This window comes from Micromonospora sp. NPDC049114 (assembly GCF_040648635.1).
Taxonomy (GTDB): domain Bacteria; phylum Actinomycetota; class Actinomycetes; order Mycobacteriales; family Micromonosporaceae; genus Micromonospora.
Map to the genome: position 1 here is coordinate 129352 of NZ_JBEZEA010000001.1, position 22763 is coordinate 152114.

20 protein-coding genes and 1 pseudogene are annotated in these 22763 nt (G+C 71.6%); 11 read left to right on the forward strand and 10 right to left on the reverse strand.

Translation table 11 applies throughout. From position 1 onward, the window contains the following. Positions 1-80: 80 nt before the first annotated feature. Positions 81-2453, reverse strand: a complete 2373-nt coding sequence (locus AB0B39_RS00615) for an EAL domain-containing protein (protein WP_357573133.1) — start codon at positions 2451-2453, stop codon at positions 81-83. A 111-nt stretch (positions 2454-2564) separates the two neighbouring features. On the opposite strand from AB0B39_RS00615, the gene ilvD reads away from it, so the two are divergent. Next, entirely contained in the window at positions 2565-4412 is a 1848-nt protein-coding gene (gene ilvD, locus AB0B39_RS00620) for a dihydroxy-acid dehydratase (protein WP_234581299.1), read from the forward strand. Between the two features lie 117 nt (positions 4413-4529). On the opposite strand, the gene AB0B39_RS00625 is transcribed toward ilvD, so the two are convergent. Further along, the gene (locus tag AB0B39_RS00625; protein ID WP_357573134.1) at positions 4530-6350 is read right to left on the reverse strand and encodes a hypothetical protein; all 1821 of its coding nucleotides are present in this window, start codon (positions 6348-6350) and stop codon (positions 4530-4532) included. Further along, positions 6347-6601, reverse strand: a complete 255-nt coding sequence (locus AB0B39_RS00630) for a hypothetical protein (protein WP_357573135.1) — start codon at positions 6599-6601, stop codon at positions 6347-6349. Before AB0B39_RS00630 ends, AB0B39_RS00625 begins: the two co-directional genes overlap by 4 nt. A gap of 243 nt (positions 6602-6844) precedes the next feature. On the opposite strand from AB0B39_RS00630, the gene AB0B39_RS00635 reads away from it, so the two are divergent. The 8 genes from AB0B39_RS00635 (at position 6845) to AB0B39_RS00670 (ending at position 11362) form a co-directional block, all read left to right on the forward strand. Beyond that, the gene (locus AB0B39_RS00635) at positions 6845-7729 is read left to right on the forward strand and encodes a helix-turn-helix transcriptional regulator (protein ID WP_357573136.1); all 885 of its coding nucleotides are present in this window, start codon (positions 6845-6847) and stop codon (positions 7727-7729) included. Beyond that, on the forward strand, positions 7722-7916 hold the full coding sequence (locus AB0B39_RS00640; RefSeq protein WP_357573137.1) for a DUF397 domain-containing protein: 195 nt from the start codon (positions 7722-7724) through the stop codon (positions 7914-7916). Before AB0B39_RS00635 ends, AB0B39_RS00640 begins: the two co-directional genes overlap by 8 nt. An 86-nt stretch (positions 7917-8002) precedes the next feature. Beyond that, the gene (locus tag AB0B39_RS00645) at positions 8003-8263 is read left to right on the forward strand and encodes a hypothetical protein (protein WP_357573138.1); all 261 of its coding nucleotides are present in this window, start codon (positions 8003-8005) and stop codon (positions 8261-8263) included. Next, a complete protein-coding gene (locus AB0B39_RS00650) occupies positions 8260-8970 on the forward strand; it encodes a hypothetical protein (RefSeq protein WP_357573139.1) in 711 nt (236 codons plus the stop codon). The genes AB0B39_RS00645 and AB0B39_RS00650 overlap by 4 nt, the downstream gene beginning before the upstream one ends. Then, positions 8918-9349, forward strand: a complete 432-nt coding sequence (locus AB0B39_RS00655; protein WP_357573140.1) for a hypothetical protein — start codon at positions 8918-8920, stop codon at positions 9347-9349. The genes AB0B39_RS00650 and AB0B39_RS00655 overlap by 53 nt, the downstream gene beginning before the upstream one ends. Before the next feature lie 92 nt (positions 9350-9441). Further along, entirely contained in the window at positions 9442-9705 is a 264-nt protein-coding gene (locus AB0B39_RS00660) for a hypothetical protein (protein WP_357573141.1), read from the forward strand. 400 nt (positions 9706-10105) lie between these two features. Continuing rightward, on the forward strand, positions 10106-10294 hold the full coding sequence (locus AB0B39_RS00665; protein WP_357573142.1) for a hypothetical protein: 189 nt from the start codon (positions 10106-10108) through the stop codon (positions 10292-10294). Positions 10295-10426: 132 nt separating this feature from the next. Beyond that, positions 10427-11362 (forward strand): HNH endonuclease, encoded by a 936-nt coding sequence (locus tag AB0B39_RS00670; RefSeq protein ID WP_357573143.1) that lies wholly within the window; start codon positions 10427-10429, stop codon positions 11360-11362. 297 nt (positions 11363-11659) lie between these two features. On the opposite strand, the gene AB0B39_RS00675 is transcribed toward AB0B39_RS00670, so the two are convergent. The 5 genes and pseudogenes from AB0B39_RS00675 to AB0B39_RS00695 all read right to left on the reverse strand — a co-directional run bounded on the left by AB0B39_RS00675 (position 11660) and on the right by AB0B39_RS00695 (position 17494). After that, positions 11660-12529 carry a DNA/RNA helicase domain-containing protein gene (locus AB0B39_RS00675; protein ID WP_357573144.1) on the reverse strand — a complete coding sequence of 290 codons (870 nt, stop codon included), beginning with the start codon at positions 12527-12529 and terminating at the stop codon, positions 11660-11662. Between the two features lie 118 nt (positions 12530-12647). After that, positions 12648-12794, reverse strand: a pseudogene (locus AB0B39_RS00680) (nucleotide pyrophosphohydrolase); the annotation flags it as partial. Positions 12795-12838: 44 nt separating this feature from the next. Then, positions 12839-14524: a SulP family inorganic anion transporter gene (locus AB0B39_RS00685; protein WP_357573145.1), complete on the reverse strand. Its 1686-nt coding sequence runs from the start codon at positions 14522-14524 to the stop codon at positions 12839-12841. Continuing rightward, positions 14521-14859 (reverse strand): metalloregulator ArsR/SmtB family transcription factor, encoded by a 339-nt coding sequence (locus AB0B39_RS00690; protein ID WP_357494178.1) that lies wholly within the window; start codon positions 14857-14859, stop codon positions 14521-14523. Before AB0B39_RS00690 ends, AB0B39_RS00685 begins: the two co-directional genes overlap by 4 nt. Before the next feature lie 184 nt (positions 14860-15043). After that, complete coding sequence (locus AB0B39_RS00695; RefSeq protein ID WP_357573146.1) at positions 15044-17494, reverse strand: glycoside hydrolase family 2 protein; 2451 nt, start codon at positions 17492-17494, stop codon at positions 15044-15046. Between the two features lie 135 nt (positions 17495-17629). On the opposite strand from AB0B39_RS00695, the gene AB0B39_RS00700 reads away from it, so the two are divergent. Continuing rightward, positions 17630-18649: a LacI family DNA-binding transcriptional regulator gene (locus AB0B39_RS00700; protein ID WP_234581306.1), complete on the forward strand. Its 1020-nt coding sequence runs from the start codon at positions 17630-17632 to the stop codon at positions 18647-18649. A gap of 14 nt (positions 18650-18663) precedes the next feature. Here the strand turns inward: AB0B39_RS00700 and AB0B39_RS00705 are convergent, their stop codons facing one another. Then, positions 18664-21123: a GGDEF domain-containing phosphodiesterase gene (locus AB0B39_RS00705; protein WP_357494174.1), complete on the reverse strand. Its 2460-nt coding sequence runs from the start codon at positions 21121-21123 to the stop codon at positions 18664-18666. Between the two features lie 215 nt (positions 21124-21338). Between AB0B39_RS00705 and AB0B39_RS00710 the strand changes: the two genes are divergently transcribed. Then, entirely contained in the window at positions 21339-21731 is a 393-nt protein-coding gene (locus tag AB0B39_RS00710; protein WP_357494172.1) for a PH domain-containing protein, read from the forward strand. A 25-nt stretch (positions 21732-21756) separates the two neighbouring features. On the opposite strand, the gene AB0B39_RS00715 is transcribed toward AB0B39_RS00710, so the two are convergent. After that, complete coding sequence (locus AB0B39_RS00715) at positions 21757-22683, reverse strand: 2-hydroxyacid dehydrogenase (protein ID WP_357494170.1); 927 nt, start codon at positions 22681-22683, stop codon at positions 21757-21759. Between the last annotated feature and the right edge of the window lie 80 nt (positions 22684-22763).

Here is a 22763-nt window from a genome sequence, read left to right on the forward strand (position 1 = left end):
ATGCACGGGGCCAGCGCACTCTCGATGAGGGAGAGTGCGCTCAGGTAAGTACTCGCAGCGACCGGTACGACGACATGCGGCTAAGCCTGACGCATCTCACGCGATGAGTCAACTGATCCCACATGTTGGTTAACGGAGGGCGGCGAGTCGGCCGACGCCGCGCCGTCACCAGACGGCATGACCTGGCCGGACCCGCTGGAAACCCGGCGCGGAGCGGGCAGCGGAGCGGGCCGCGCACCCGGCGAGGTGGCCGCCTCCAGCATCGCCTCCAGGTGCTCGGCCGGCACTCCCCAGCCGAACAGCGCGCCCTGCCCGAACCGGCAGCCCGCGGCGACCACCGCGGCCAGCTCGGTAGGCGTGGTGACCCCCTCGGCGATGACCTCCAGGCCCAACTGGTGGCCCAGCCGCATCACGATGTCGACCATGGGCGCGAACGCCGGCCCGTCCTGGCCCACCGGGCGGACCGGCTCGTGCTCGGCCACCAGGCTGTGGTCGATCTTCAGGATGTCGATCGGCAGCCGGCGCAGCTGCCCCAGGGACGAGTAGCCGGCGCCGAAGTCGTCCAGCGCGATCCGTACGCCGGTCAGCCGCAGCGCGGTCAGTCGCCGGATCAGCTCGTCCAGGTCGGTGGCGACCGCGTGCTCGGTGACCTCCAGCACCAGCCGCTGCGGCGGCACATGGTGGGCGCGCAGGGCCTCGGCGACCTGGACCACGTACTCCGGGGCGTGCAGCTCGCGCGGCGAGACGTTCACCGAGACCCAGACGTCGTGCCCGTCGCTCAGCCAACGGGAGAGCTGGTAGCAGGCCTGGTGCAGCACCCAGGCGCCGAGCGTGGCGATCATCCCGCACTCCTCGGCGAGCGGGATGAACTCGTCCGGGCGGATGTTGCCCAGCTCGGGGTGGTGCCAGCGCAGCAGCGCCTCGGCGCCGACCGGCCGCACCGACGGCAGCGACGCCACCGGCTGGAAGGCCAACCGCAGCTCGTCGCGCTCGATCGCGCCCCGCAGCTCGTGCTCCAGCGTGGTGCGGCGGCGCAGCAACTGGTCGTACGCGGCGTCGTAACGCTCGATCCGGTTCTTGCCGCGCTGCTTGGCGTAGCGCAGCGCCAGGTCGGCGTGGCGCAGCAGCAGCTCCACGTCGGGTTCGCCGGCCCACCCGGCCACGCCGATGCTCACGGACAGAAAGACCGGGCCTTCCGGCTGGTCGTACGGCCGGTTGAGCACGCCGAGCAGCCGCTCGGCCACCCGGTCCGCCTCGGTGGGCGGGGCCGGCATGAGCACGGCGAACTCGTCGCCGCCGAGCCGGGCCGCCACGTCACCCGGGCGCAGGTTGCCGCGCAGCCGGCGGCCCACCTCGGCCAACACGGCGTCGCCCACGTCGTGGCCGCGCATGTCGTTGACGTTCTTGAAGCCGTCCAGATCCAGACCGAGCAGCACGCACGGGGTGCCCGCCGCCGCGCCGTCGTGCAGCGCGCGCAGCAGCCCCCGCCGGTTGGCCAGCGACGTCAGCGGGTCGGTGTGCGCCAGCTCGCGGAAGTGCGCCTCCCGCTCGGCCAGCCGGCCGGCGTAGTCCCGGACGTCCTTGAGGGTGAGGTACTGCCGGGCCACCAGGGCGAAGCCCTCGACGCTGCCGGCGACGATGGCGGGCGCCGTGAACCGCCCGTCCTGCAGGAGGTGGTACATCGCCGAGGCCGCCATGGCCAGCATCGGGGCGATGGCGTACTCGCCGTCGCGACCGATCAGGTCCAGCTCGACGTGCCCGGGCCGGTCGGCCTGGTGAACGGCGAGCGCGACGGTCAGCAGGCCGGCCGCCAGCACCGCGGCACCGGCGAGTGCCATGGTCGGCCCCGCCTGGCAGAGCCCGGCGCTGAGGCCCAGCCCGCCGCAGCTCACCGCGCTGATCCCGGCCGTGAGCACGGCCAGCCGCTGACGCGGGGCGGCCGCCCGGAAGACGACGATCACGGCGAGGCCGGCGCCGAGCGCAGCGCTCACCGTCGCCACCAGGATCGCCGGGCAGGCCATCGGCGTGGCGGCGCCGAGCAGCCGGGTCGGCTCGGAGAAGAGCACCCAGCCGACGAACCACAGCGCCGCCGCCATGGTCAGACCGTCCAGGGCGAGCCGGGCGGTCCCCGCGGCGGTGGCGGCGACCCCCGGCAGCCGGAGCAGCCCGGCCGCGAAGGCCAGCCCGCTCACCGCCGTGCCGATCGCCGCCACGGTGGCCCAGCCGGTGCGCTGACTCTGCTCGTGGGCCCAGTGCTCGTTGGTGGAGAGCACGGCCACCAGACCGACCAACAGACTGGCCAGGGACGTCCCGGCGGCGGCCGCGAGCAGCAGGTGCGCCGGCCGGCGCGGCCCGCTGCGCCTCCGCGCGACAATGGTCAGCAGCACGGTGGCCGCGGCTGCGACCAGACCGCTCAACGCCGCGACGGCGACCATGCCCGGGGGGAGATGCACGCCATCAAGAGTGCCGGATGAGCGCACGCCGTGGGAGACCGGATGTGCATCTGTTGGGACACGGCGGATACACCCGATGCCTGACGCGGCGGCGGTGTCATGCTGGTACGCATGCCTGAGCTGCGATCGAGGACTTCCACACACGGTCGGACGATGGCCGGCGCCCGGGCCCTCTGGCGGGCCACCGGGATGACCGACGACGATTTCGGAAAGCCGATCGTCGCCATCGCGAACAGTTTCACCCAGTTCGTGCCGGGTCACGTCCACCTGAAGGACATGGGCGGTCTGGTCGCCGACGCGGTGGCCGAGGCCGGCGGCGTCGGGCGGGAGTTCAACACGATCGCTGTCGACGACGGCATCGCGATGGGCCACGGCGGCATGCTCTACTCCCTGCCCAGCCGGGAGTTGATCGCCGACGCGGTGGAGTACATGGTCAACGCGCACTGCGCGGACGCCCTGGTCTGCATCTCGAACTGCGACAAGATCACCCCGGGCATGCTGCTGGCCGCGCTGCGCCTCAACATCCCGACCGTCTTCGTCTCCGGCGGCCCGATGGAGGCCGGTAAGACGACGGCGATCGAGGGCGTCGTGCACAGCAAGATCGACCTGATCGACGCGATGATCGCGTCGTCGAACGAGGCGGTCACCGACGACCAGCTCGGCGAGATCGAACGCTCCGCCTGCCCCACCTGCGGCTCCTGCTCCGGGATGTTCACCGCCAACTCGATGAACTGCCTCACCGAGGCGATCGGGCTCGCCCTGCCCGGCAACGGTTCGACGCTTGCCACCCACGCCGCGCGCCGGTCGCTCTTCGTCGAGGCCGGCCGCACCGTCGTGGACATCGCCAAGCGGTGGTACGACGGCGACGACGACTCGGTGCTCCCCCGCACGGTCGCCTCCAAGGCCGCCTTCGAGAACGCGGTCGCCCTGGACGTGGCGATGGGCGGCTCCACCAACACCGTGCTGCACCTGCTGGCCGCCGCCCGCGAGGCGGAGCTGGACTTCGGCGTCGCCGACATCGACGCCATCTCCCGGCGGGTCCCGTGCCTGGCCAAGGTCGCCCCGAACTCCCCGAAGTACCACATGGAGGACGTGCACCGGGCCGGTGGCATCCCGGCGATCCTCGGCGAGCTGGACCGGGCCGGGCAGCTCAACCGGAACGTGCACGCCGTGCACTCCCCGTCGCTGGCGCAGTGGCTCTCCGACTGGGACGTGCGCGGCGGCTCGCCGACGCCGACGGCTGTCGAGCTGTTCCACGCGGCACCGGGAGGGGTCCGCACCGTCGAGCCCTTCTCCACCACCAACCGCTGGTCGACGCTCGACACCGACGCGGCCGAGGGCTGCATCCGCGACCGCGAGCACGCGTACTCCGCGGACGGCGGCCTCGCCATCCTGCACGGCAACCTGGCCCCGGAGGGCTGCGTCGTGAAGACCGCAGGCGTGCCGGACGACTGTCTGACCTTCCGCGGCCCGGCGAAGGTCTACGAGTCGCAGGACGACGCGGTGACCGCGATCCTCGCCAAGGAGGTCGTCGCCGGCGACGTCGTGGTGATCCGCTACGAGGGCCCCAAGGGTGGCCCCGGCATGCAGGAGATGCTCTACCCCACCTCGTTCCTCAAGGGTCGCGGGCTGGGCCGCTCCTGCGCGCTGCTCACCGACGGCCGCTTCTCCGGCGGCACGTCCGGCCTCTCCATCGGGCACGCCTCCCCCGAGGCCGCCTCCGGCGGGCTGATCGCCCTGGTCCGCGAGGGCGACGAGATCGTCATCGACATCCCGGGCCGGTCCATCGAGCTGAACGTGCCCGCCGACGAGCTGGAGGCGCGACGGGTGGCCGAGGAGAAGCGCGACAAGCCGTACACCCCCGTGGACCGGCAGCGGCCGGTGTCGGCGGCGCTGCGCGCGTACGCCTCGATGGCCACCTCGGCCAGCGACGGCGCCTACCGCCGCGTCCCGGAGTAGACAACAGGCCGCGACCGCACGCATGATCAACACGAGATCAGCGATATCGGGGTATCCCATCGCCCCGGATACCGCGACATCGGCGATCTCGTGTCGGTCAACGCTGCCGGACATGCCTCAGGTCAACCGGAGGTCGCGCAGGTCGGGGGCTTCGGCGAGGAGGCGTACGCCGTCGTCGTCGTGTCGGTGCACGGCGCAGCCGGCGCGGGTGAAGCGCACGGTGACCGCCTGCCCGGCATGCCGGGAGGCGAGCCGCAACAGATCCGGCTCCGGGTCGGCGGCGAGGTCGCGCGGCCCCGACCATGGCACCGGGATCGGTGTTGCCGGGTCGGTCGGGGCGGCACCGGCGACGGCGTCGGTCAGGCACTCCCGGCACCAGGTGAGGGCGGCGGCCAGGCTCGGCCGGTAGGGCAGGTCGTCGGGGCTCACGGCTGCGTCGCATGGCTTCACCTCAACGGACCAGCGCAGGCCGTCAGCCAGCAGCGGATCGCCGGCATTGTGCCGCAGGTCGCACACGGCCACCACGAGCGCCAGGTCGAGACCGAGTGCGAGCCGCAGCAGCTCGGCCAACGGCGGCGCGTCGGGAGGTGCCGCCACCACGATCAGCCGGCCGGCGGCCGCGCCCCGCCCGGCAGCGCGCACGTGCTCCCCCACCGGGTCGGAGCCGGCCCAGGGCAGGGCTACGTACCCGTCGCGCAGGGCCCGGTCGAGGTCGTGCCCGCCGTCTGCGTCGCGCAGGTCCTCGGGTCGCGCGCCGAGTACGGCGGCCCAGGAACCGAGCCGGTAGCGGTCGGGGAGCTGCACGACGGGCCGACCGTTGGGCTGTGTGGCGACCAGCGGCGCGACCTCGGGCGTACCGGCCTGCCAGGCCAGGTGCACCACCCGGTGCCGCAGGTCGGTGACGGTGACCAGCCCAGCTCGGTGCAGGCGGTGGGTGTCGCCGCAGGTAAAGCAGCGCAGCGCCGACGGGCGTAGACCGGCACCACAGCAGTGCGGGCAGTCCAGGTCGGCGGGCCGTCCGCCGAGCCGGCAGTCGCAGGCACGCAGCCGGCTTTCGGGCCGGCAGTCCGGGCAGGGCCGCCAGTCGACGGGTTCGCCCCACCAGGACGCATCGGGTGGCTCGAAGCCGCGACTCAATGGCACCCGAACCCGCCGGACCACCTGACCGGTGAGCTGCTCCGCGAGGATCTCCACCGGTTCACCGGCACGCAGGGTCGTGTGCCACCAGCGGCCGTCGCGCCACAGGGCCTGCGCGTCGGGCAGCTCGTCGCCGTGGGCCGGATCGACGCAGTCGGCGAGGATGCGGCGTTCGAGCTGGTCGACGTCCACGGCCGGGGTGGCGGGTGGCCGGGGCGAGTCGGGACGCAACAGCCGGGCGGGGGCGGTCAAGCCGCGCTCGGCGAGACCGGTGAGCGCGTCGGCCACGTCGGTGCGGGTCAGCGCCTCCGGCAGATCCCGGTGCCAGGCGGGCGTGCCGGGCGGCACCGAGGAGCCGGGCACCTCGTACCGGATGGCCCACCCGAACCCCGGGCCCTGCCGGCGGGCCTCGACGACCAGGTCGAGCAGCAGCAGGTCAGCCAGCGCGCAGAGCCGAGCCAGGCGGGCGGCAAGGTCGATCACCCACGCACCCGCCGGGTCGCGGTGGGGGTCGAGGCCGCCGGGCACGACCTGGTGGGACGCGACCGCGCCGGTGTCCAGGTTGGCGACGGTGACCACGAGCTGCGCCCGCCGCCGGCCGCGCCGGCCGCAGCGATAACAGGGGTACGCGATGCTGCCCGCGCCGCGACACTGCTCGCAACTCCGGTACGCCTCCCGGCGCGGCCCGAGCGCGTCGGCATCGGCGATGAACCGGTTGCCGTAGGTGGTGCACCGGCACGGTTCCAGCGTGAAGGTCATCCCGTCGCAGTCCGGGCAGACGACGACGGGCGCGGCGGTCACCGGCACCGCCAGGGAGCGCAGTCGCCGTCGTGCTCGACGCGGCGCACACACCGCCGGCCGCCGTCGAGCGGCAGGTCGCAGAAGACCCGATGGCGTACGCCCTGAGCGTCCTCGGCGGACACGGCCGTCTCACCCACGTCCACTTCGGACAGGAAGCTCAGGGATCGGGCCAGGGTGCCGGCGAAGTGTTGGGCGGCCGGCAGGTCGGCGGCGGCGGTGAACGGCAGATGCGCCACCCAACGGGCGCTCATTGGACGGCCGTCGGCTCGGCTCGAAGAATCGCGCGCATGCCTTTTCCTCACTGACGGATTCGATCGGCAATTGACAGGTGACGGGAATTGCGCGGTCATCGCCTTTGTCGGACCCATCTTGTAAGGTCAGGGGCACTATCACAATGAATGTCGACGCACACTGTTCCAGTATTTGTGGGCAACATTCCCCTGTTGCAGAACGGCCGTCGGGATGTTGCAAGACTCAACAGGAAGGAAGGCCGCGTGGCCGACGACATGGGCTCGACGGTGCCCCGACGGCAGCTCGGCAGGGCGTTACGTGACCTGCGCACCGAGGCTGGGGCGACCCTCGACGCGGTCGCCGAGGCGTTGGAGTGCAGCCGGCAGAAGGTGTGGCGGATCGAGAGCGGGCTCGGCTCGGTGCGCGGCGTCGACGTCCGAGCGATGTGCGAGCTGTACGGGGCGACGGGCGAACTGACCCGGGCGCTGACCTCGTTGGCGGGCGAGACCAAGGCCAAGGGGTGGTGGCACGCGTACGGCGACGCCGTCCCCGAATGGTTCGAGCTGTACGTCGGCCTCGAATCCGCGGCATCGAGACTGCGGTTCTACAAGAACAGCCTCGTGCCCGGCATTTTGCAGAGCCGCGACTACGCCCGAGGCATCTACCGCATCGACCAGCCCGACATGAGCGACGACGACCGGGAGCGTGCGGTGGAGCTTCGCCTGCAACGGCAGTCGCTGCTGACCCGCCGCCTGCCAAAGGCCCCGCAGGTGCAGGTGGTGCTCTGCGAGTCGGTGCTCCTCCGGCCGGTAAGCGACCCCGAGACCATGGCGGATCAACTCCACAACCTGCTAGGGCTGACCCGCCTGCCAAACATCTCGATTCGCGTGTTACCCCTGATCGCAGGGCCTCACCACGGGACCGTTGCCGGCGAGTTCGTGCTTCTTGAATTTCCACTCGGCAACCGAAGCACGCCTGAGCCGCCGTTGGTCTACAGCGAGGCGATCACCGGCGCTCTCTACCTCGACCGCCCCAACGAGTTCGCGGCTTACGAAAAGGTCTGGTCGAGCCTGCTGTCACTCGCCCTCGATGAGGGACAATCGTTCCAACTCATCAACAAGATCATCGGGGAGATCCACCATGGTTGACCTGACGGGCGCATCCTGGCGCAAGAGCACCCGCAGCGCGGGCAACGGCGGAGAGTGTGTCGAGGTTGCCGACAATCTGCCCGGCGTCGTCGCCGTACGCGACAGCAAGGACCCGCTCGGCCCGGCTCTCACCTTCACCCCTATCGCCTGGGCCAACTTCCTGAGCACCACCCGCACCTCCCGCTGATGCTTCGGCGGGTGTCTCGGGGCGCCTGGGACACCCGCCCGTCGGCGGGGCTGCGCTCGACGACCGGGTTCGGCTAACGTGCGGCAGTGACCATCGGCGATGTCAAGGTGACGATCCGGATGGGCGATCAAGCGCTCGACGAGGCCCGGATAAGCATCGAGAAGGCCAACGTCAGGCTCGCCGATGCGTCCGCGCTTGCAATCGCCGCCCTGCACGGCAGTGAACGTGACGAGGCGCAGGAGTCCCGCAGGGCGCTCCGCGAGGCCGCGGACGAAGTCGAGTTGGTGCTTCGCCGAATCACTGCGGCCAAGAATCATGCTGCCGCCTACCTCGCCATCCTCGGATGAGCGGAAGCCTCGGCGATGTCGTTGCCCAGTTGCGCAAAGCCATCGACACCCTGCACAGCGCCGCGGTTGTCGCACAACGCGCCCAGGCTGACGCAGAAGAAGCCAAGTCGTACTACGCCCAGGCAGCGCAAGGCAGCAGTCATCCCGATCTCACCGGCGCCGTAACCGAAAGCAGAACTGCCGGTGAGAAGGCCGGCAAACTCGCCCGCCTGATCACCGAGGCGGCCGACCGCATCGGCACCTACTCCAACGTGGTCGCCCCCGGCTCCGCCCCGACTCAACAGCCGACCGACTCGGCCACCCCGTCCGGCAAAGATCTACTCGCCGAGACGGTGGAGCGCGAATCCGCACGGAAGAACGTCGCCTCCTTCCTGAGTACGATGACCAGGAAGGTGGAGGACGTCCAGGACAACACCCAGAAGTCGGTGGCAGCGGCCAGGGAAGCGTTCACGATCGTCCGAGGCCCGCAAGGCCCGTCAGGGGCTCAACAACCGGGCACCACAACCCCGGCGGCCGGCCCTACAGTCGGGCAACGTCTCCTCAACGAAGCACCGGATGCGGCAGGGCACCTTGTCGTGGTGGCGCTGGTAGCGAGCGTCGCCGTCCACCGCTCCGTCCAGTCGATCCGCAAGGGAATAGCGAGGTTACGAGATCGTGAGCGTACGGACCGAGTTCAGCGACCTGATCCGCGCGATGGCACGGCGTGACTGGGGAACGGTGGACCAACTCCTGGATGGGTTGGAGACCTCCGGATGGCGCGGCGGGAACCAGGTGATCGGCGCTGCGTTCGCCATCGCGGTCAACGATCGCTTCGCCGCCGCTCACTCCCCTACCGACGTGGCAAGCTTCGTCGCCGAGACGCAGAGGCAGTTCCCAGGCGCGGAGTCGCTGCCCACCCTGGAGATGGAAGGCCTGGTCCGTGCGGCCCTCGGAGAGGTCGGGCTGATCGACAATCTCAACCCCGAGATCGCCCTTCAGATGCAGATCGTGTTCCTTGGCAAGCTGCTTCAGGACCGCGATCCCACCGAGACGCAGCTCGAAGAGTTCATCGCCGACGTGGAACGCACGGCAGCCGAATACCTGTGATCAGCAGGGCGGCGAGCCGCCTTCATCTCCTATAGTGTCCGTCCGACCACGCAAACGTGAACTCGTTGCGCGATCGTCAGACGGAGGGCGACATGGCCAGCATCGAGGAAGTCAAGGCGGCGCTGATGCAGGCTGCCGAGCAGGGCAACATCACGATCACCCAGATCCGGGCCGCCGCCGAGAACACTGAACAGATGCTGGCCCGACTGCGAGCAATCTCCGCTGGCACCGGGCATCCGACGATCGCCGAAGCTATCGCCCGAGGCGAGCAGAGCAAGCAGCGCCTTGCCGAAGCCATGGCCCTGGTGCAAGGCAGCTCGGAGGCGGCACGCCGCTACATCAGCATCCTTGGCTGAGCATCGACCACCACGATGAGCGTTGGCGAGGTCAGGGCGCCTCTTCGCGCCGCCATCGAAGCTGTCCCGTCCCGAAGGATCCTGGCACCGTGGGGCTGCATTTGGCACCTGCGTGGCACCTGTCCAGTTTGACTTGGATCCGTGCAGGGCCGCGCTTTTGCTCATGGCCCTGCGGCTTCCGCTCGCTGTTCACTCCCGGGGCACTCCTCGGGCGGGGTGTAGGCACGAATGGTGCCGTTGTGCCGCGCAACTCTCCCGTCAGCGGTGAGGGCTACCACGCGTTTACAGACAGGGCACCGGCCCCGCTGGTGCTGCGAGCGCTGAGTCACCTTGCCTCCCCAGGTAGGTCGCTGCACGCCTTCAGTTTGATCCGCCGAGCCAAGCGGCCCCATCAGGATTCGTGGAGAACGCCAAGCGAGCCCGCGACCTGCTGCGGGAGCACATCCCCTCCTGGGACAAGACCAGGCTCGACTTCGGTAACTTCCGCGACCGGATTGAGGACGCCTGCCGGCGCGCTGATCGACTCGACCCGCCCCCGGAGGGCAACCCGTCCACCTCCATCGGGCAGATCATCGCCGCGCTCCGTTGACTGCCAGCCAGCCATTCGACAAGGTCGGCCATGCACTCGCTCCCACGCCGAAGTGCCCGTTGAGCAGGTTCGGCATGGCGGCGCTGATCGACCAGGGCTGACGGAATGGCTGCCGAGCGACAGAATGGGCCCGTGAGAGCCTATGTCGGAGTCACCGATGGGGACTGGTTCCGGTTTCTGGCGGCTCGTCCGCACCTCGCCGAGGTCAACTTCTGGCGTCCCGCGGGCTCTCGGGCCTTCCGCGCCCTGTCACCCGGCGAGCCCTTCTTCTTCAAGACCCACCACCCGCACAACCGCGTGGTGGGCGGTGGCTTCTTCAGTGGCTTTGCGCAGTTGCGCGTGTCGGAGGCTTGGGACCTGTTCCAGGAAGGCAACGGAGTCTCGGACCTCGCCGGGATGCGGCGGATCATTGGGAAATATCGGTCGGGGCCCATCCCGGCCTCCGAGGATCCGCTGATCGGTTGCGTTCTGATCCGCGACACCGTCTTCTTCCCCGCCGACGAACCCACCGGACCGCCGCCAGACTTCGCCTCGAACATCGTTCAGGGCAAGGGATACGTCCTCGCGAACGAGACGCCCTCCGGTTACTTCGAGGTGCTGATAAGCAGGCTGCTCAGCGCCCCCATTGAGGTCGATTTCAGCGAGCCATGGCACAGACCCGGCCCGGTATTCGGGGACCCTCGCCTGACGCCGAACCGGTTGGGGCAACAATCGTTCAAGGCCGTGGTGCTCGACGCCTACGGCCGGCGGTGCGCTATCACCGGTGACCGGATTCAGCCGGTGCTTCAGGCGGCGCACATCAAACCTCTCCCTGCCGGAGGTGAGCACAGGCTGGACAACGGGATGCTGCTCCGGTCCGACGTGCACACCCTCTTCGACCACGGCTATCTCGGCATCGACCCCAAGCATCGGCTGATGGTCAGTCCGCGCCTGCGGGCCGAGTTCGGTAACGGCGAACAGTTCTACGCCCGAGCCGGCACGTCGATCACCGTCCCGGCCGCCACTCGTGACCGTCCGCATCGCGAGTTCCTGGAGTGGCACCTCGACGAGGTGTACCAGGCAGCATGAACCCCCAGATGGCCTATTCGAAGGGGCCTCACCGCACAACGCTGGTCGGCCGGGAACGTGTCGCCGCAAGTTGCTCTCGGTGCCGACAGGTACCTGTGGATCGTGTACCCACGTAGTCATGAGAGGTACTTCCCCATCACTTTCGGACACTGCCCAGCCTCCGTAGGGTGACAGAATTGGTCGGCCTTCCCGTCCATCCGATCCATTGGCCGATACAACCGCCGTCGACCTGCACATCCGTTTCCCAGGACGGCTTCGCGCCGAGGCCGAACAAAGTCCGGAGTCCGACAACGGCGGTCAGCGCCCGTTGGCTTCACCACCTGCGGTCGCCGGGGCGTGCGCCGGTCGATCAGGCTTAACGGCGGTCGGAGGGTCGTTTTGGGCGACTCCTACCACGCCCGGTGCGATCTGCGGCCTTGCCCTACGCGGTGGAGGCACCAGGCCCGCAAGGAAATCCTGCGTCTCCGGGTCCACCGAATGGATCAACGTCCCTCGCATGCCCCGCGTCAGCAGGACCTTGTAGGCGTTGCGGATCAGCCGGTCAGCGCCCTGCGAGACCCGCCCGTTCTTGAATATCGCGCTGTCATGGGATTTCGTCGGCGCACTGCGGAGCTGCCCGTCACGAAACACCAGGTCCGGGCCCAAAATCACACCGGACCAGTCGTATTCGAAGCCCTGGGCTGTGTAGAGGCAGCCGATCTGGTCGAAGCCCCGTGGATCGGTAGCCCAGTAGGAGCCAGACGGGATGCCCCTCGGTGGATGGTCGCCGGCAGCGTTCCACGGCCTCCGCCAGCCGTTTATGGACACATCCGGAACAAGCCGGCCTCCGCGGGGTAGTTCGTTCCAGGGCCAGCAGAAGCCGGCCGAGATCCGGGCCGACTGGCCGGCTTCGTTGCGTGGCCGTAGCAGAGCCTCCATCTCCTGCGGTGAGGGGGCAAGCGCCACGCGGTAGTCGTCGTCGGCCGGCCACCGGTAGGGGGAACCGTCGGCCAGCCCCAAAAGGTGCCTCACCCAACGCTCGTACCGAGGGCTGCCGCCGCAACGAAACTGCGCGCCGAGATGGATGTAGTCCACCTCGAGATACAAGCTGTCCGCCGCCTCGCGGATCATCCGTACGCTTCCCACCTCGTTTGGGCGAACCACCTGATCGTCATCGAGCAGGAACACCGGAACTTTGGCGACCGCGATCAGTTCGTGGACCTGCGGGACCTCCCGGTGAACCCGCCGCGGCGGCTTGACCTGTTACGGATGCGGTGGGCCTCGTCGCAGATCAGCACATCGAGGTTTCGCCGACCTCGCCGGACAGCGCCATCGCCAGGTTCTTCGGCGTGTGGAACTGCTGCCACTCGCGCTCCTCGGCGAATCGCCGGAGCTGATCTGCGAGTTGGGTGAGACTCCCTGCGGCGGGTCCTGTTTCCGAACGGCTGACCATGCCCAGATCATCACACGGCCGCCCGGTGGCGCACTTCGTGCGAGTTACCCCCGGCCAGCCGGGTCGCCCGCCACGGAGAGCGCGGCCGCACGGGCGTGCCGGATCGCGGCCGGCGTGTCGGTGAAGACCAGCCCTTCGCGGCGCAGCTCGTCAGCCACCCCCAGGGTGGTGAGCACCTGGTCGTGGGCGGGTGTGATGCCGGAGAGCAGGACGGCGATGCCGCGTCCGCGCAGCCGCCGGATCGCGTCACCGAGGACGTGCGCGCCGGTGGCGTCCATGGTGGTCACGCGGGACATCCGGAGGATGACCACGCGAACGTCGGCGACCTCGGAGAGTTCGAGCAGGAAGGTGTGGGCCGCGGCGAAGAAGAGCGGCCCGTCCAGCCGGTACGCGACGATGTGTTCGGTGAGCAGCGCGTACTCCTCGTCGCTGTGTTCACCGGGGTCGAGGGGCACCTGTTCCAGCCGGGCGCTGCGGGCTACCGCGCGCAGGGCCAGCACCACGGCGACGCCGACGCCGACCGCCACGGCGGTGACGAGGTCCCAGATCACCGTGACGGCGAAGGTGAGTACCAGCACTATCGCGTCGCCCCGGGTGGCGCGGGCCAGCGCCCACAACGAACCAGCCTCCACCATGCGGACCGTGGTGGCCAGCAGGACCCCGGCCAGGGCGGCGAGCGGGATCCGGCCGACCAACGGCGCGGCGGCCAGCACGATGGCGGCGAGGGCGACGGCGTGGGTGAGGGCCGCCAGCTTCGAGGCCGCCCCGGCGCGGACGTTGACCGCCGTACGGGCGATGGCGGCGGTCGCCGGAATGCCGCCGAAGAGCGGGGCGGCGAGGTTGGCCAGCCCCTGACCGAAGAGTTCCCGGTCCGGGTCGTGCCGCTCGCCGACGGTCATGCCGTCGGCGACGGTGGCGGAGAGCAGGCTCTCCAGGGCGGCGAGCGCGGCGACGGCGAGCGCGCTGGGCAGCAGCACGCCGAGCGCGCCGAGGTCGAGGAAGCCGAGTGAGGGCGCTGGTAGGCCCTGCGGCAGCGCACCGATCCGGACCAGGTCGAGCGGCGCGACCTCGACGAGGACGGTGGCGGCCGCCACGCCGAGCAGGGAGAATGGCAGGCCGGGCCGCCACCGGGCGCCCAGCAGCATCAGCGCCGCGACGGCGAGGGCCACCGCGAGCGCCGCCGGCCGCGGGTGTACGACGAAACGGGCTACCGCGTCGGCGGCGACGGCCCAGACCTTCTCCCCGTGCGCGTCGGTGACGCCGAGCGCGGCGGGCACCTGTTGCAGGGCGATGACCACGGCGATGCCGGCGGTGAAGCCCTCCAGCACCGGGGTGGGCAGGTAGCGGACGTACCGGCCCAGGCGGGCCACGGCGAGCGCGATCAGCACCAGGCCGGCCATCGCCCCGACCATGAGCACGCCGGTGGCTCCGAACTGCTGCACCACCGGCACCAGCACCACGGTCATCGCCCCGGTCGGCCCGGAGACCTGGAGGTTGGAGCCGCCGAAGACGGCGGCCACCGCGCCGGCGATCACGGCGGTGATCAGACCGGCCTGGGCGCCGAGCCCCGAGGTGACGCCGAACGCCAACGCCAGTGGCAGCGCCACCACCGCCACGGTGAGCCCGGCCAGCAGGTCGCGGCGCGGTGAACGGTGGACGGCCGCCCAGTCGGCCCGGCCGGGCAGCAGCCCGAGGATCCGCTCACGGGTCGCCCGGATGGCGACGCTCACCGGTCGCCGCTCGTGGCGCGCAACTCGTCGAGGAGGGAGTCCCGGTCGGTCAGGACCGAGCCGAGGATGCGTCGACCGGCGGCCAGCAGGTCGGCGACGTCGGGGGTGCTGAGCTCGTACATGACGAGAGGGCCGTCGCGGTGTGAGGTGACCATTCCGGCCCGCCGCAGCACGGCGAGCTGCTGGGAGAGATTCGATGCCTCGACCTCGATCATGGCGAGCAGGTCGCGGACCGGTTTCGGGCCGTCCTGGAGCAGCTCCAGCACCCGGATGCGCACCGGATGCCCGAGGGTGCGAAAGAGCTCGGCCTTCGCCTGGTACAGCGGCACCGACATGAACACCCCTCCCCGGTCGACACGAAGACTTTATCACTTGAAGAAATCTTCAACTAGCGGCCAAGGCGGTGGCCGGACGGCACACGCGCCGACGAGCGTCATACCTGTGAGTCATAGATATGACTCACAGGTATGACGCTTACCACCGCACCAGCCTCCGGGCCGGTCGGCCGGTAACGGTCTCCTAGCTCCGCTCGATGTCGTTCACGCAGCGCAGCACCGGCCGACGGGTCAGGGCCGCCCCGTCCAGTGACGCGCCCGCGCTCACCGTGAACGTCGTCGACTCGCCGGGCAGCAGGGTGACCAGGGCGCTGTCCACTGTGGCTAAGGCATCCAGCCGATCCGGGAAGAGGGTCAGGTCGCGCAGCACCGTGCGCGCCGTCACCCGGACCCGCTGACCGCCCTCGACCGGCTCGACGGTCGCGTCCCACGCCGCCGCCGGCCATTCGACGTCCCGGTCCTCGGCGAAGAACCACAGCGCCCGCTCCACGGCGTCGCCAGCCTCCGCGACCAGCAGCTCACGGCGGCTCTCGTCCGGCCGCGCCAGCTCCGCCGGCAGCGACAGCACCACCGAGGAGTACGCCGGGACGTCGAGGTCGACCGAGGTCTTCGCCCTCGGCTCCCCGGCGAGGGTGGTGCGGGTGACCGTGGCCGGCGCGGTCCATGCCTCGGCTGTCTCGTTCACCGCCACCAGGGCCAGCCCACCGTCGCGGGGCTGCACTGTCAACAGCCGGTCGGCGTACGCGTGGCGCAGCGCGTACCACAGGGGTTTGCGGCGACCGTCGCCGTCGACGGCCGACCAGGAGGTGACCGGCCAGCAGTCGTTGAGCTGCCAGACGATCGTGCCGGCGCAGACGTCGCGGTGGGAGCGGAAGTGCTCCACCCCGAGCTGGATGGCCCGCGCCTGGTTGAGCTGCGTCAGGTAGTGCCAGTCGTCGAAGTCGGCCGGGGCGGGCAGGTGCGCGTCCAGGCCCCGCTGGAGCTTGGCGTCGCCGTTGGCGGCCTTCTGGTGGTGCGCCATCCCGGGTGAGTCATGCGCGAGCGGCTCGTCGGAGATCGACCGGCGCAGCGTCGCGTACGCCGGTGGGGCCTGGTAGCCGAACTCGGCGACGAAGCGCGGGACGTACTCCCGGTATTTCGTGTAGTCGTCGGTGTTCCACACGTCCCAGATGTGGGTGGTGCCGTGCGCCGGGTCGTTGGGGTGGACGGCGTCGGTGCCCGACCAGGGGCTGCCCGGCCAGTACGGGCGGGTCGGGTCCAGTTCGCCGACGATGCGGGGCAGGACGTCGAGGTAGTAGCCCCGGCCCCAGGTGCGGCCGGCGAGGGGTTCCTGCCAGTCCCAGTCGTGCCAGCCCCAGATGTTCTCGTTGTTGCCGGTCCACAGGACCAGCGACGGGTGCGGCGTCAGCCGGGTCACCTGCTCGGCGGCCTCGGCGGCGACCTCGCTGGCGAACGGCTCCTCCTCGGGGTACGCGGCGCAGGCGAAGAGGAAGTCCTGCTGGACGAGCAGACCGCGTTCGTCGGCGAGCTCGTAGAAGTCCTCCGACTCGTACCGGCCGCCGCCCCAGACGCGCAGCAGGTTGACGTTGGCCCCGATCGCCTGGTCGAACCGCCCGGCCAGCCGATCGCGCGTGATCCGGGTGGGGAACGCGTCGTCGGGGATCCAGTTGACTCCCCGGACGAAGACCGGAACGTCGTTGACCGACAGCACGAACGGGGTGCCGTGTTCGTCGGGGGTGGTGTCCAGCCGCACCGAGCGGAAGCCGATCCGCCGCGACCAGCCGTCCAGGGTGTCCCCGTCCGGCGCGTGCAGGGTCACCTCCAGCAGGTGACGGCTCTGTTCGCCGTACCCTCGTGGCCACCACAGCGCGGGCTCGCGGACGGTGAGGGTCAGCACGGCCGTGCGCTGCCCGGCCGGAACGACCACCTCGGCATGGGCGTCGGCGACTGTGGCGCGGACGGTCAGCGGGACGTCCGCGACCCGCTCGACCTCGACGTGCACGTCGACCCGGCCGTCGCCGCCGCCGAGGGTGACCAGCGGGCGGACGCCTGCCAGCCGGGCCGTTGACCAGGCGTGCAGGGCGATGTCCTGCCAGATGCCGGCGGTCACCAGCGTCGGCCCCCAGTCCCAGCCGAAGTTGCAGGCCATCTTGCGGACGAACTGGAAGGGCTCCGGATACGCGTTGGGGCGGTCGCCGAGGCGGTCGCGCTGCGCCTCGGCGTAGCGGTAGGCCGATCCGAACGCGACGGCCAGGTCGTTGTCGCCGTCGCGCAGCAGCGAGGAGACGTCGAACCGGTAACCGCGGTGCATGTTCTCGGTACGGCCGACCTCGACCCCGTTGACGCTGATGGTGGCGACGGTGTCCAGGCCGGCGCAGACCAGGTCGACCCGGTCGTGGTCGCCGGCCGGAGCCCCGAAGGTCGTTCGGTAGTGCCAGTCGGTACGCCCGATCCAGGCCAGGGACAGCTCGTTGTCGTCGAGGTACGGATCGGCGATCAGCCCGGCGTCGAGCAGGTCGGTGTGCACGCACCCGGGGACGGTCGCCGGCACGGACCGACCGGCGATCTCCGCCGGCACCTGCGCTCCGGGTGCCGCCCGCAGGGTCCAGCCGTCGTGGAGTGCCTGTCGACTCAAGACTTCACCGCACCTTCGTGACCTTCGTGGTCGAGAGAACGTGGACTGAACCGGATAAGCTCAGCCACCGTACGATTCGACTTCCGGGCTGTCAAAGACCGGTTGACGAGCCCCGAGCGGTAGAGGAGCACGCCGGTGAAGCGGCCGACAATCGCCGACGTCGCCCGTCGCGCGGGCGTGTCCAAGGGTGCCGTGTCGTACGCGCTGAACGGGCAGCCCGGAGTCTCGGCGGCCACCCGGGCACGCATTCTCGCCATCGCTACCGAGATCGGGTTCAGCCCGAGCAGCGCCGCGCGGGCGCTCTCCGCCGCCACCGCCGGCGCCGTCGGCCTGGCCCTGTGCCGGCCCGCCCGGACGCTGGGCGTCGAGCCGTTCTTCATGGCGCTGATCAGTGGTGTGGAGGCCGAACTCTCGGCCCGCTCGTACGCGCTGACCCTCCAGGTGGTGGCCGACCACGACGCCGAGATCGCGGTGTACCGGCGCTGGTGGGGCGAGCGCCGGGTGGACGGGGTGCTCGTCTGCGACCTGCGCACCGACGACCGCCGCATCGCCGCCCTGCAACAGCTCCAACTGCCGGCCGTGGTGATCGGCGGGCCCGGCGGCACCGGCGAGCTGGCCAGCCTCTGGTCCGACGACGCGGTCGCGCTGACCGAGGCGGTGGAGTACCTGGTGGCGCTCGGGCACCGCCGCATCGCCCGGGTCGGCGGCCTGCCCGACCTGCGCCACACCGAGATCCGTACCGACGCCTTCGCGGCGGTGTGCCAGCGCCTCGGCCTGACCGAGGCGGTCACCGTCTTCTCCGACTACACAGGTGAGGAGGGTGGCCGGGTCACCCGCCGACTGCTCAGCTCCGCCGCGCGGCCCACGGCGGTCATCTACGACAACGACGTGATGGCCGTCGCCGGGCTCTCGGTCGCCCAGGAGATGGGCCTCACCGTGCCGGACGACCTGTCCATCGTGGCGTGGGACGACTCGCCCCTGTGCCGGCTGGTGCACCCGCCCCTGACGGCGCTGGGCCGCGACATCCCGGCGTACGGCGCGCACGCCGCCCGCCACCTGCTGGCCGTCATCGGGGGGCAGCCGGCGACGCGCGTGCAGGACGAGAGTCCGCAGCTGACCCCGCGCGGCAGCACCGCACCGCCGCGCGACAAGTGAACCGGTTCAGTGCCTCAGCGGGACGCCGAGGGGAACTCCTCGAAGTACGCCTCGACCCGCTCGGCGGTGGCCGGACGGGCCAGCGCGAAGCCCTGCCCGTAGCGGCAGCCGGCCCGACGCGCCCCCTCGACCTGGGCCGGTGACTCCAACTCCTCGGCGACGATCTCCACACCCAACCGCTCGCCCACGCTGACCACCACGTCGATCAACGGCGGCTGGCCCGCCGGCTGTGCCCCCACCAGCTCGGGGCCCACCTTCAGCAGGTCGATCGGCAGGCGGCGCAGCTGGGCCAGTGACGCGTGCTCGGCCCGGAAGTCGTCGAGCGCGGTGCGGACACCCAGCGACCGGAGCCCCGCCAGCCGGGCCACCACTGTCGACAGGTCGGCGCCGATCTGCGGCTCGGCCACCTCCACCACCAACCGCTCCGGCGACACCCCGTACGCGGCCAGCACCGCGGCGGTGCGCTGCACGAAGTCGGGAATGGTCAACTCCCGGGTGGTCACGTTGATCGCCATCCACAGCTCACGGGGGCCCGCCGACCAGTCGGCCAACTGTCGGCAGGCCCGGTCCAGCACCCACCATTCGAACTCACCGACCAGATCCAGATCCTCGGCGACCGGCAGCAACTCGGCCGGAAGCACCGTGCCCAGCACCGGGCTGCGCCAGCGCAGAAGCGCCTCGGCGCCCACCGGCTGCCGGTCGGTCAGGTCGAGCACCGGCTGGTAGACCAGGTCCAGCTCCCCCCGCGCCACCGCGCCGGGCAGCTCACGTTCCAGGTCGAGCCGGCGCACCAACTGCTCCTCCAGGAACGCGTCGTACCACTCGACCCGGTCCCGGCCGAGCTGCACCGCACGCCGCCGGGCCAGCTCGGCCTGACGGAGCACGTCGGCAGGCCCCGCCCCACCGACCTCGGCCAGCCCGATGCTCGCCTGCACGCGCAGCACCGACCCGGCCGGTTGGTAGGGCGGAGTCAGCGCGGTCAGCAGCCGGGTGCCCAGCGCGTACGCCAGCACCGGCCCGGCGGGGGTGACCACCGCGAAGCCGGTGCCGGTGCAGCCGGTCACCAGGTCGTCGGGCCCGACGACCGCGCGAGCCCGCCGGACCGCCTCGGCCAGCACGTCCTCCCGCGCGACCAGGCCGAGCCCGTCCACGCCGTGCAGCTCCACCAGCAGCAGCGCGCCGGTCGGCGCGGGCACGTCGCCGATGGCGGCGAGGGCGTCCAGCAGCGCCGCCCGGTCCCCGGCCGAACCGGACCGGTGGTCGAACGTCGACCAGGCGACACCCACGTCGGGCCACGCCTCGTCGACGCCGCTCGTCGCGGCGGCACCACCGTTCATCGCGGCGGCACCACCGTCGGAAAGCCAGGCGCCGTCGACGCCGGCGGTCGCGCCCGGCTCGGACGACCACGGCGTGGCGTCGGGGCTCAGGTCGTGCGTGGACGCGCCCTCGGTCGTACCCGGCCAGGGCGGTTGCGCCGCCCGATGCTGTCGGACCGTGCGATCGGGGCGTCGGCGGTGTGCGGCGGGCCGCCCTCCGGCGCCCGCGTCGCCGGCGCGCAGCAGCTCACGCAGGACCAGTGGTGGGACCGCCGCCAGGGCGAGCAGCACACTCGTCCGGTCCGGAGTGCGGCCGGATCCCAGGTGCAGCCCCGCCGCGAGCAGCAGCACCGACGCCGGGAGCACCACCCGTGGCCAGGTCACGGCGAGCGGCCCGGTCACCGGCTGCGCGCTGGCCGTCGCCACCGCGGACCTCGCGCCCAGCGCGGTCAGCAGCATCCCGAGCACCAGCGGCGGCACCGCGAGCAGCGCCGCCCGGCCCGTCGGCGCGGGTGGCAGGACCGTCAGCAGCGCCAGCCCGACCAGGGTGAGCAGGACGCCGCCCCGGCAGATCGCGTCGCCCGAGCGCCGAGAAGACCCGGTGAACGTGTGAAGCGCGGCCATGCCCAGCACTCCGAGCGCCAGCGCCGCCACCAGTCGGGCCGGCGCCGGCAGAGTGTCGGGGGGCAGCAGCAACCAGCCGGCGAGGGTCAGACCGACAGTCGGGCCGGTCGCCTCGACCAGCCCTCGCAGCCGCGCCGTGCGCGGCGGCCGGACGGGGAGCCGACGCAGCCCGGCCACGGACAGGACCGCCACGGTCAGCGATCCGAGCAGCGCGGCAGCGCGGTGCCCGGCGTCGACCAGCGGCAACGCGGCGGCCACGCAGCCGGCCGCCACCACCGCCGCGTCGAGCAGCACAGCTGCCGTCCGCCACGAGGGGTCGGTGGACGGCGGGTCGCCGGATCGGTGGCCGGCGAGCCGGGAGAGTCGTACGCCGGCGAGCGTGGCGCCCGCGCCGCCGGACAGCGCGATCACCACCGGGGTCGGGACCAGATCGGCGGCCCCGGCGAGGACGAGCAGCGCCACGGCCGTGGACACGGCGACCTCCGGGGCCGCCCGGCGGGGGACGAGAACACGGAACGGGTACGCGAGGAGCACGGCGGTCGCCTTCGTGAGGGGGCACGGGGCGGTGCGGCGGTGCGAGGCGGCGGACGTTGCGGGTCCGCTGCCCAACAGTGGGAAACGACCGGCGACCAGATTGGTTACGCGTCGATCACCGGCGCGAAGCAGTGACCTGTGTCACTGTACGGCTTCCGGGCCCCGTGGCGCCGCCCGCCGCGACCCGCGCCGACCAGGGGTGGGATCATCGCGGGGTGAGTACGCCCGACACGGTCCGCTTCCGCTACAACCAAGCCGTCCTGGCCGCCGCCGTCATCGCCTTCGTCGGCGCCCTGCCGCTGGCCAACGCCCGGGCGTACCTGCTGCCGGTGCTGCTCGTCCCCCTCGCCGTCGGCGTGTGGGCCTGGCGGGCCGGCACCGACGCCGACGCCCGGGAACTGCGCCTGCGGGCGCTGTTCGGGCAACGTCGGATCGGCTGGGACCGGGTCGTCGAGCTGGCCACCGACGCGCGCGGGCGTGCCGTCGCCCGCCTCGACGACGGCCAGCAGGTCCTCCTACCGGCAGTCCGCGGCACCGACCTGCCCCGACTGGTCTCGGCCACCGGCCAGACGCTGCCGGACGGGACCGCTGAAACACCCGGCCCGTGAGCCCGACCCCTGCCGCGCGGCCCGATCAGTAGCCGTCGACCACCGTGTTGATCAGCGGCTGACCGGCGGCGAACCGCCGTACCTGGTCGCCGACCAGCCGGTACGCGCGCGGCAGCAGCCCGCGCACCGAGCCCGCCACGTGCGGGGTGAGCAGCACGTTCGGCATCGTCCACAGCGGGGAGTCGGCGGGAAGCGGCTCCGGGTCGGTGACGTCCAGCGCGGCCGAGATCCGACCGGTGGCCAGTTCGGCGACGAGCGCCTCGGTACGGGCCACCGGGCCGCGCGCCGCGTTGACGAGCAGCGCCCCGTCCGGCATCGCCGCCAGGAAGTCCTCGTCGATCAGGCCACGGGTCTGGTCGGTGAGCGGCACCAGCACGACCACCACGTCGGCGTCGGGCAGCAGCCGGGGCAGCTCCGCGACGGCGTGCACGCCCTGCTCGGGCCGGGCCGTCCGGGCGACCAGGGTGAAGCTCACCTCGAACGGCGCCAGCCGGTCCCGCACCGCCGTGCCGATCGAGCCGGCCCCGATGATCAGCACCCGCTTGCCGGTCAGCTCGTCGGTCGGCGCGTTGCCGTCGTACGCCCACCGCCGCTGCGCCTGCGCGCGGGCGAAGGCTCCGAAGGCCCGCAGCTGGGCGAGGATCGCGGTGACCACCCACTCGGCCGTGGACGGGTCGTGCACCCCTCGGGCGTCGCAGAGGGTGACCCCCTCGGGCATCCGGCCGACCCAGGCGTCCGCCCCGGCGGAGAGCAGCTGCACCGCCTCCAGATCGGGGAGTTCGTGCAGCAGCGCGGTCGCGTCCGACCCGCTCAGGAACGGCGGCACCCAGAAACGGACGTCGGCCGGGTCGGACGGCAACCGGTCGGCGTGTTCGGCGACCTCCACAGTCACGTCCGGGGGCAGCTCGCCGACGAGGTTCAGGCCGGCCTGATGCGGGATCCATACCTTCACGTCCGCCGACGATAGCCTCCGGCGCGACGGCCGGTGCGGGCACGGCGGTGATCCGGCGTCCCGGGGGATGGCGCGCGGCG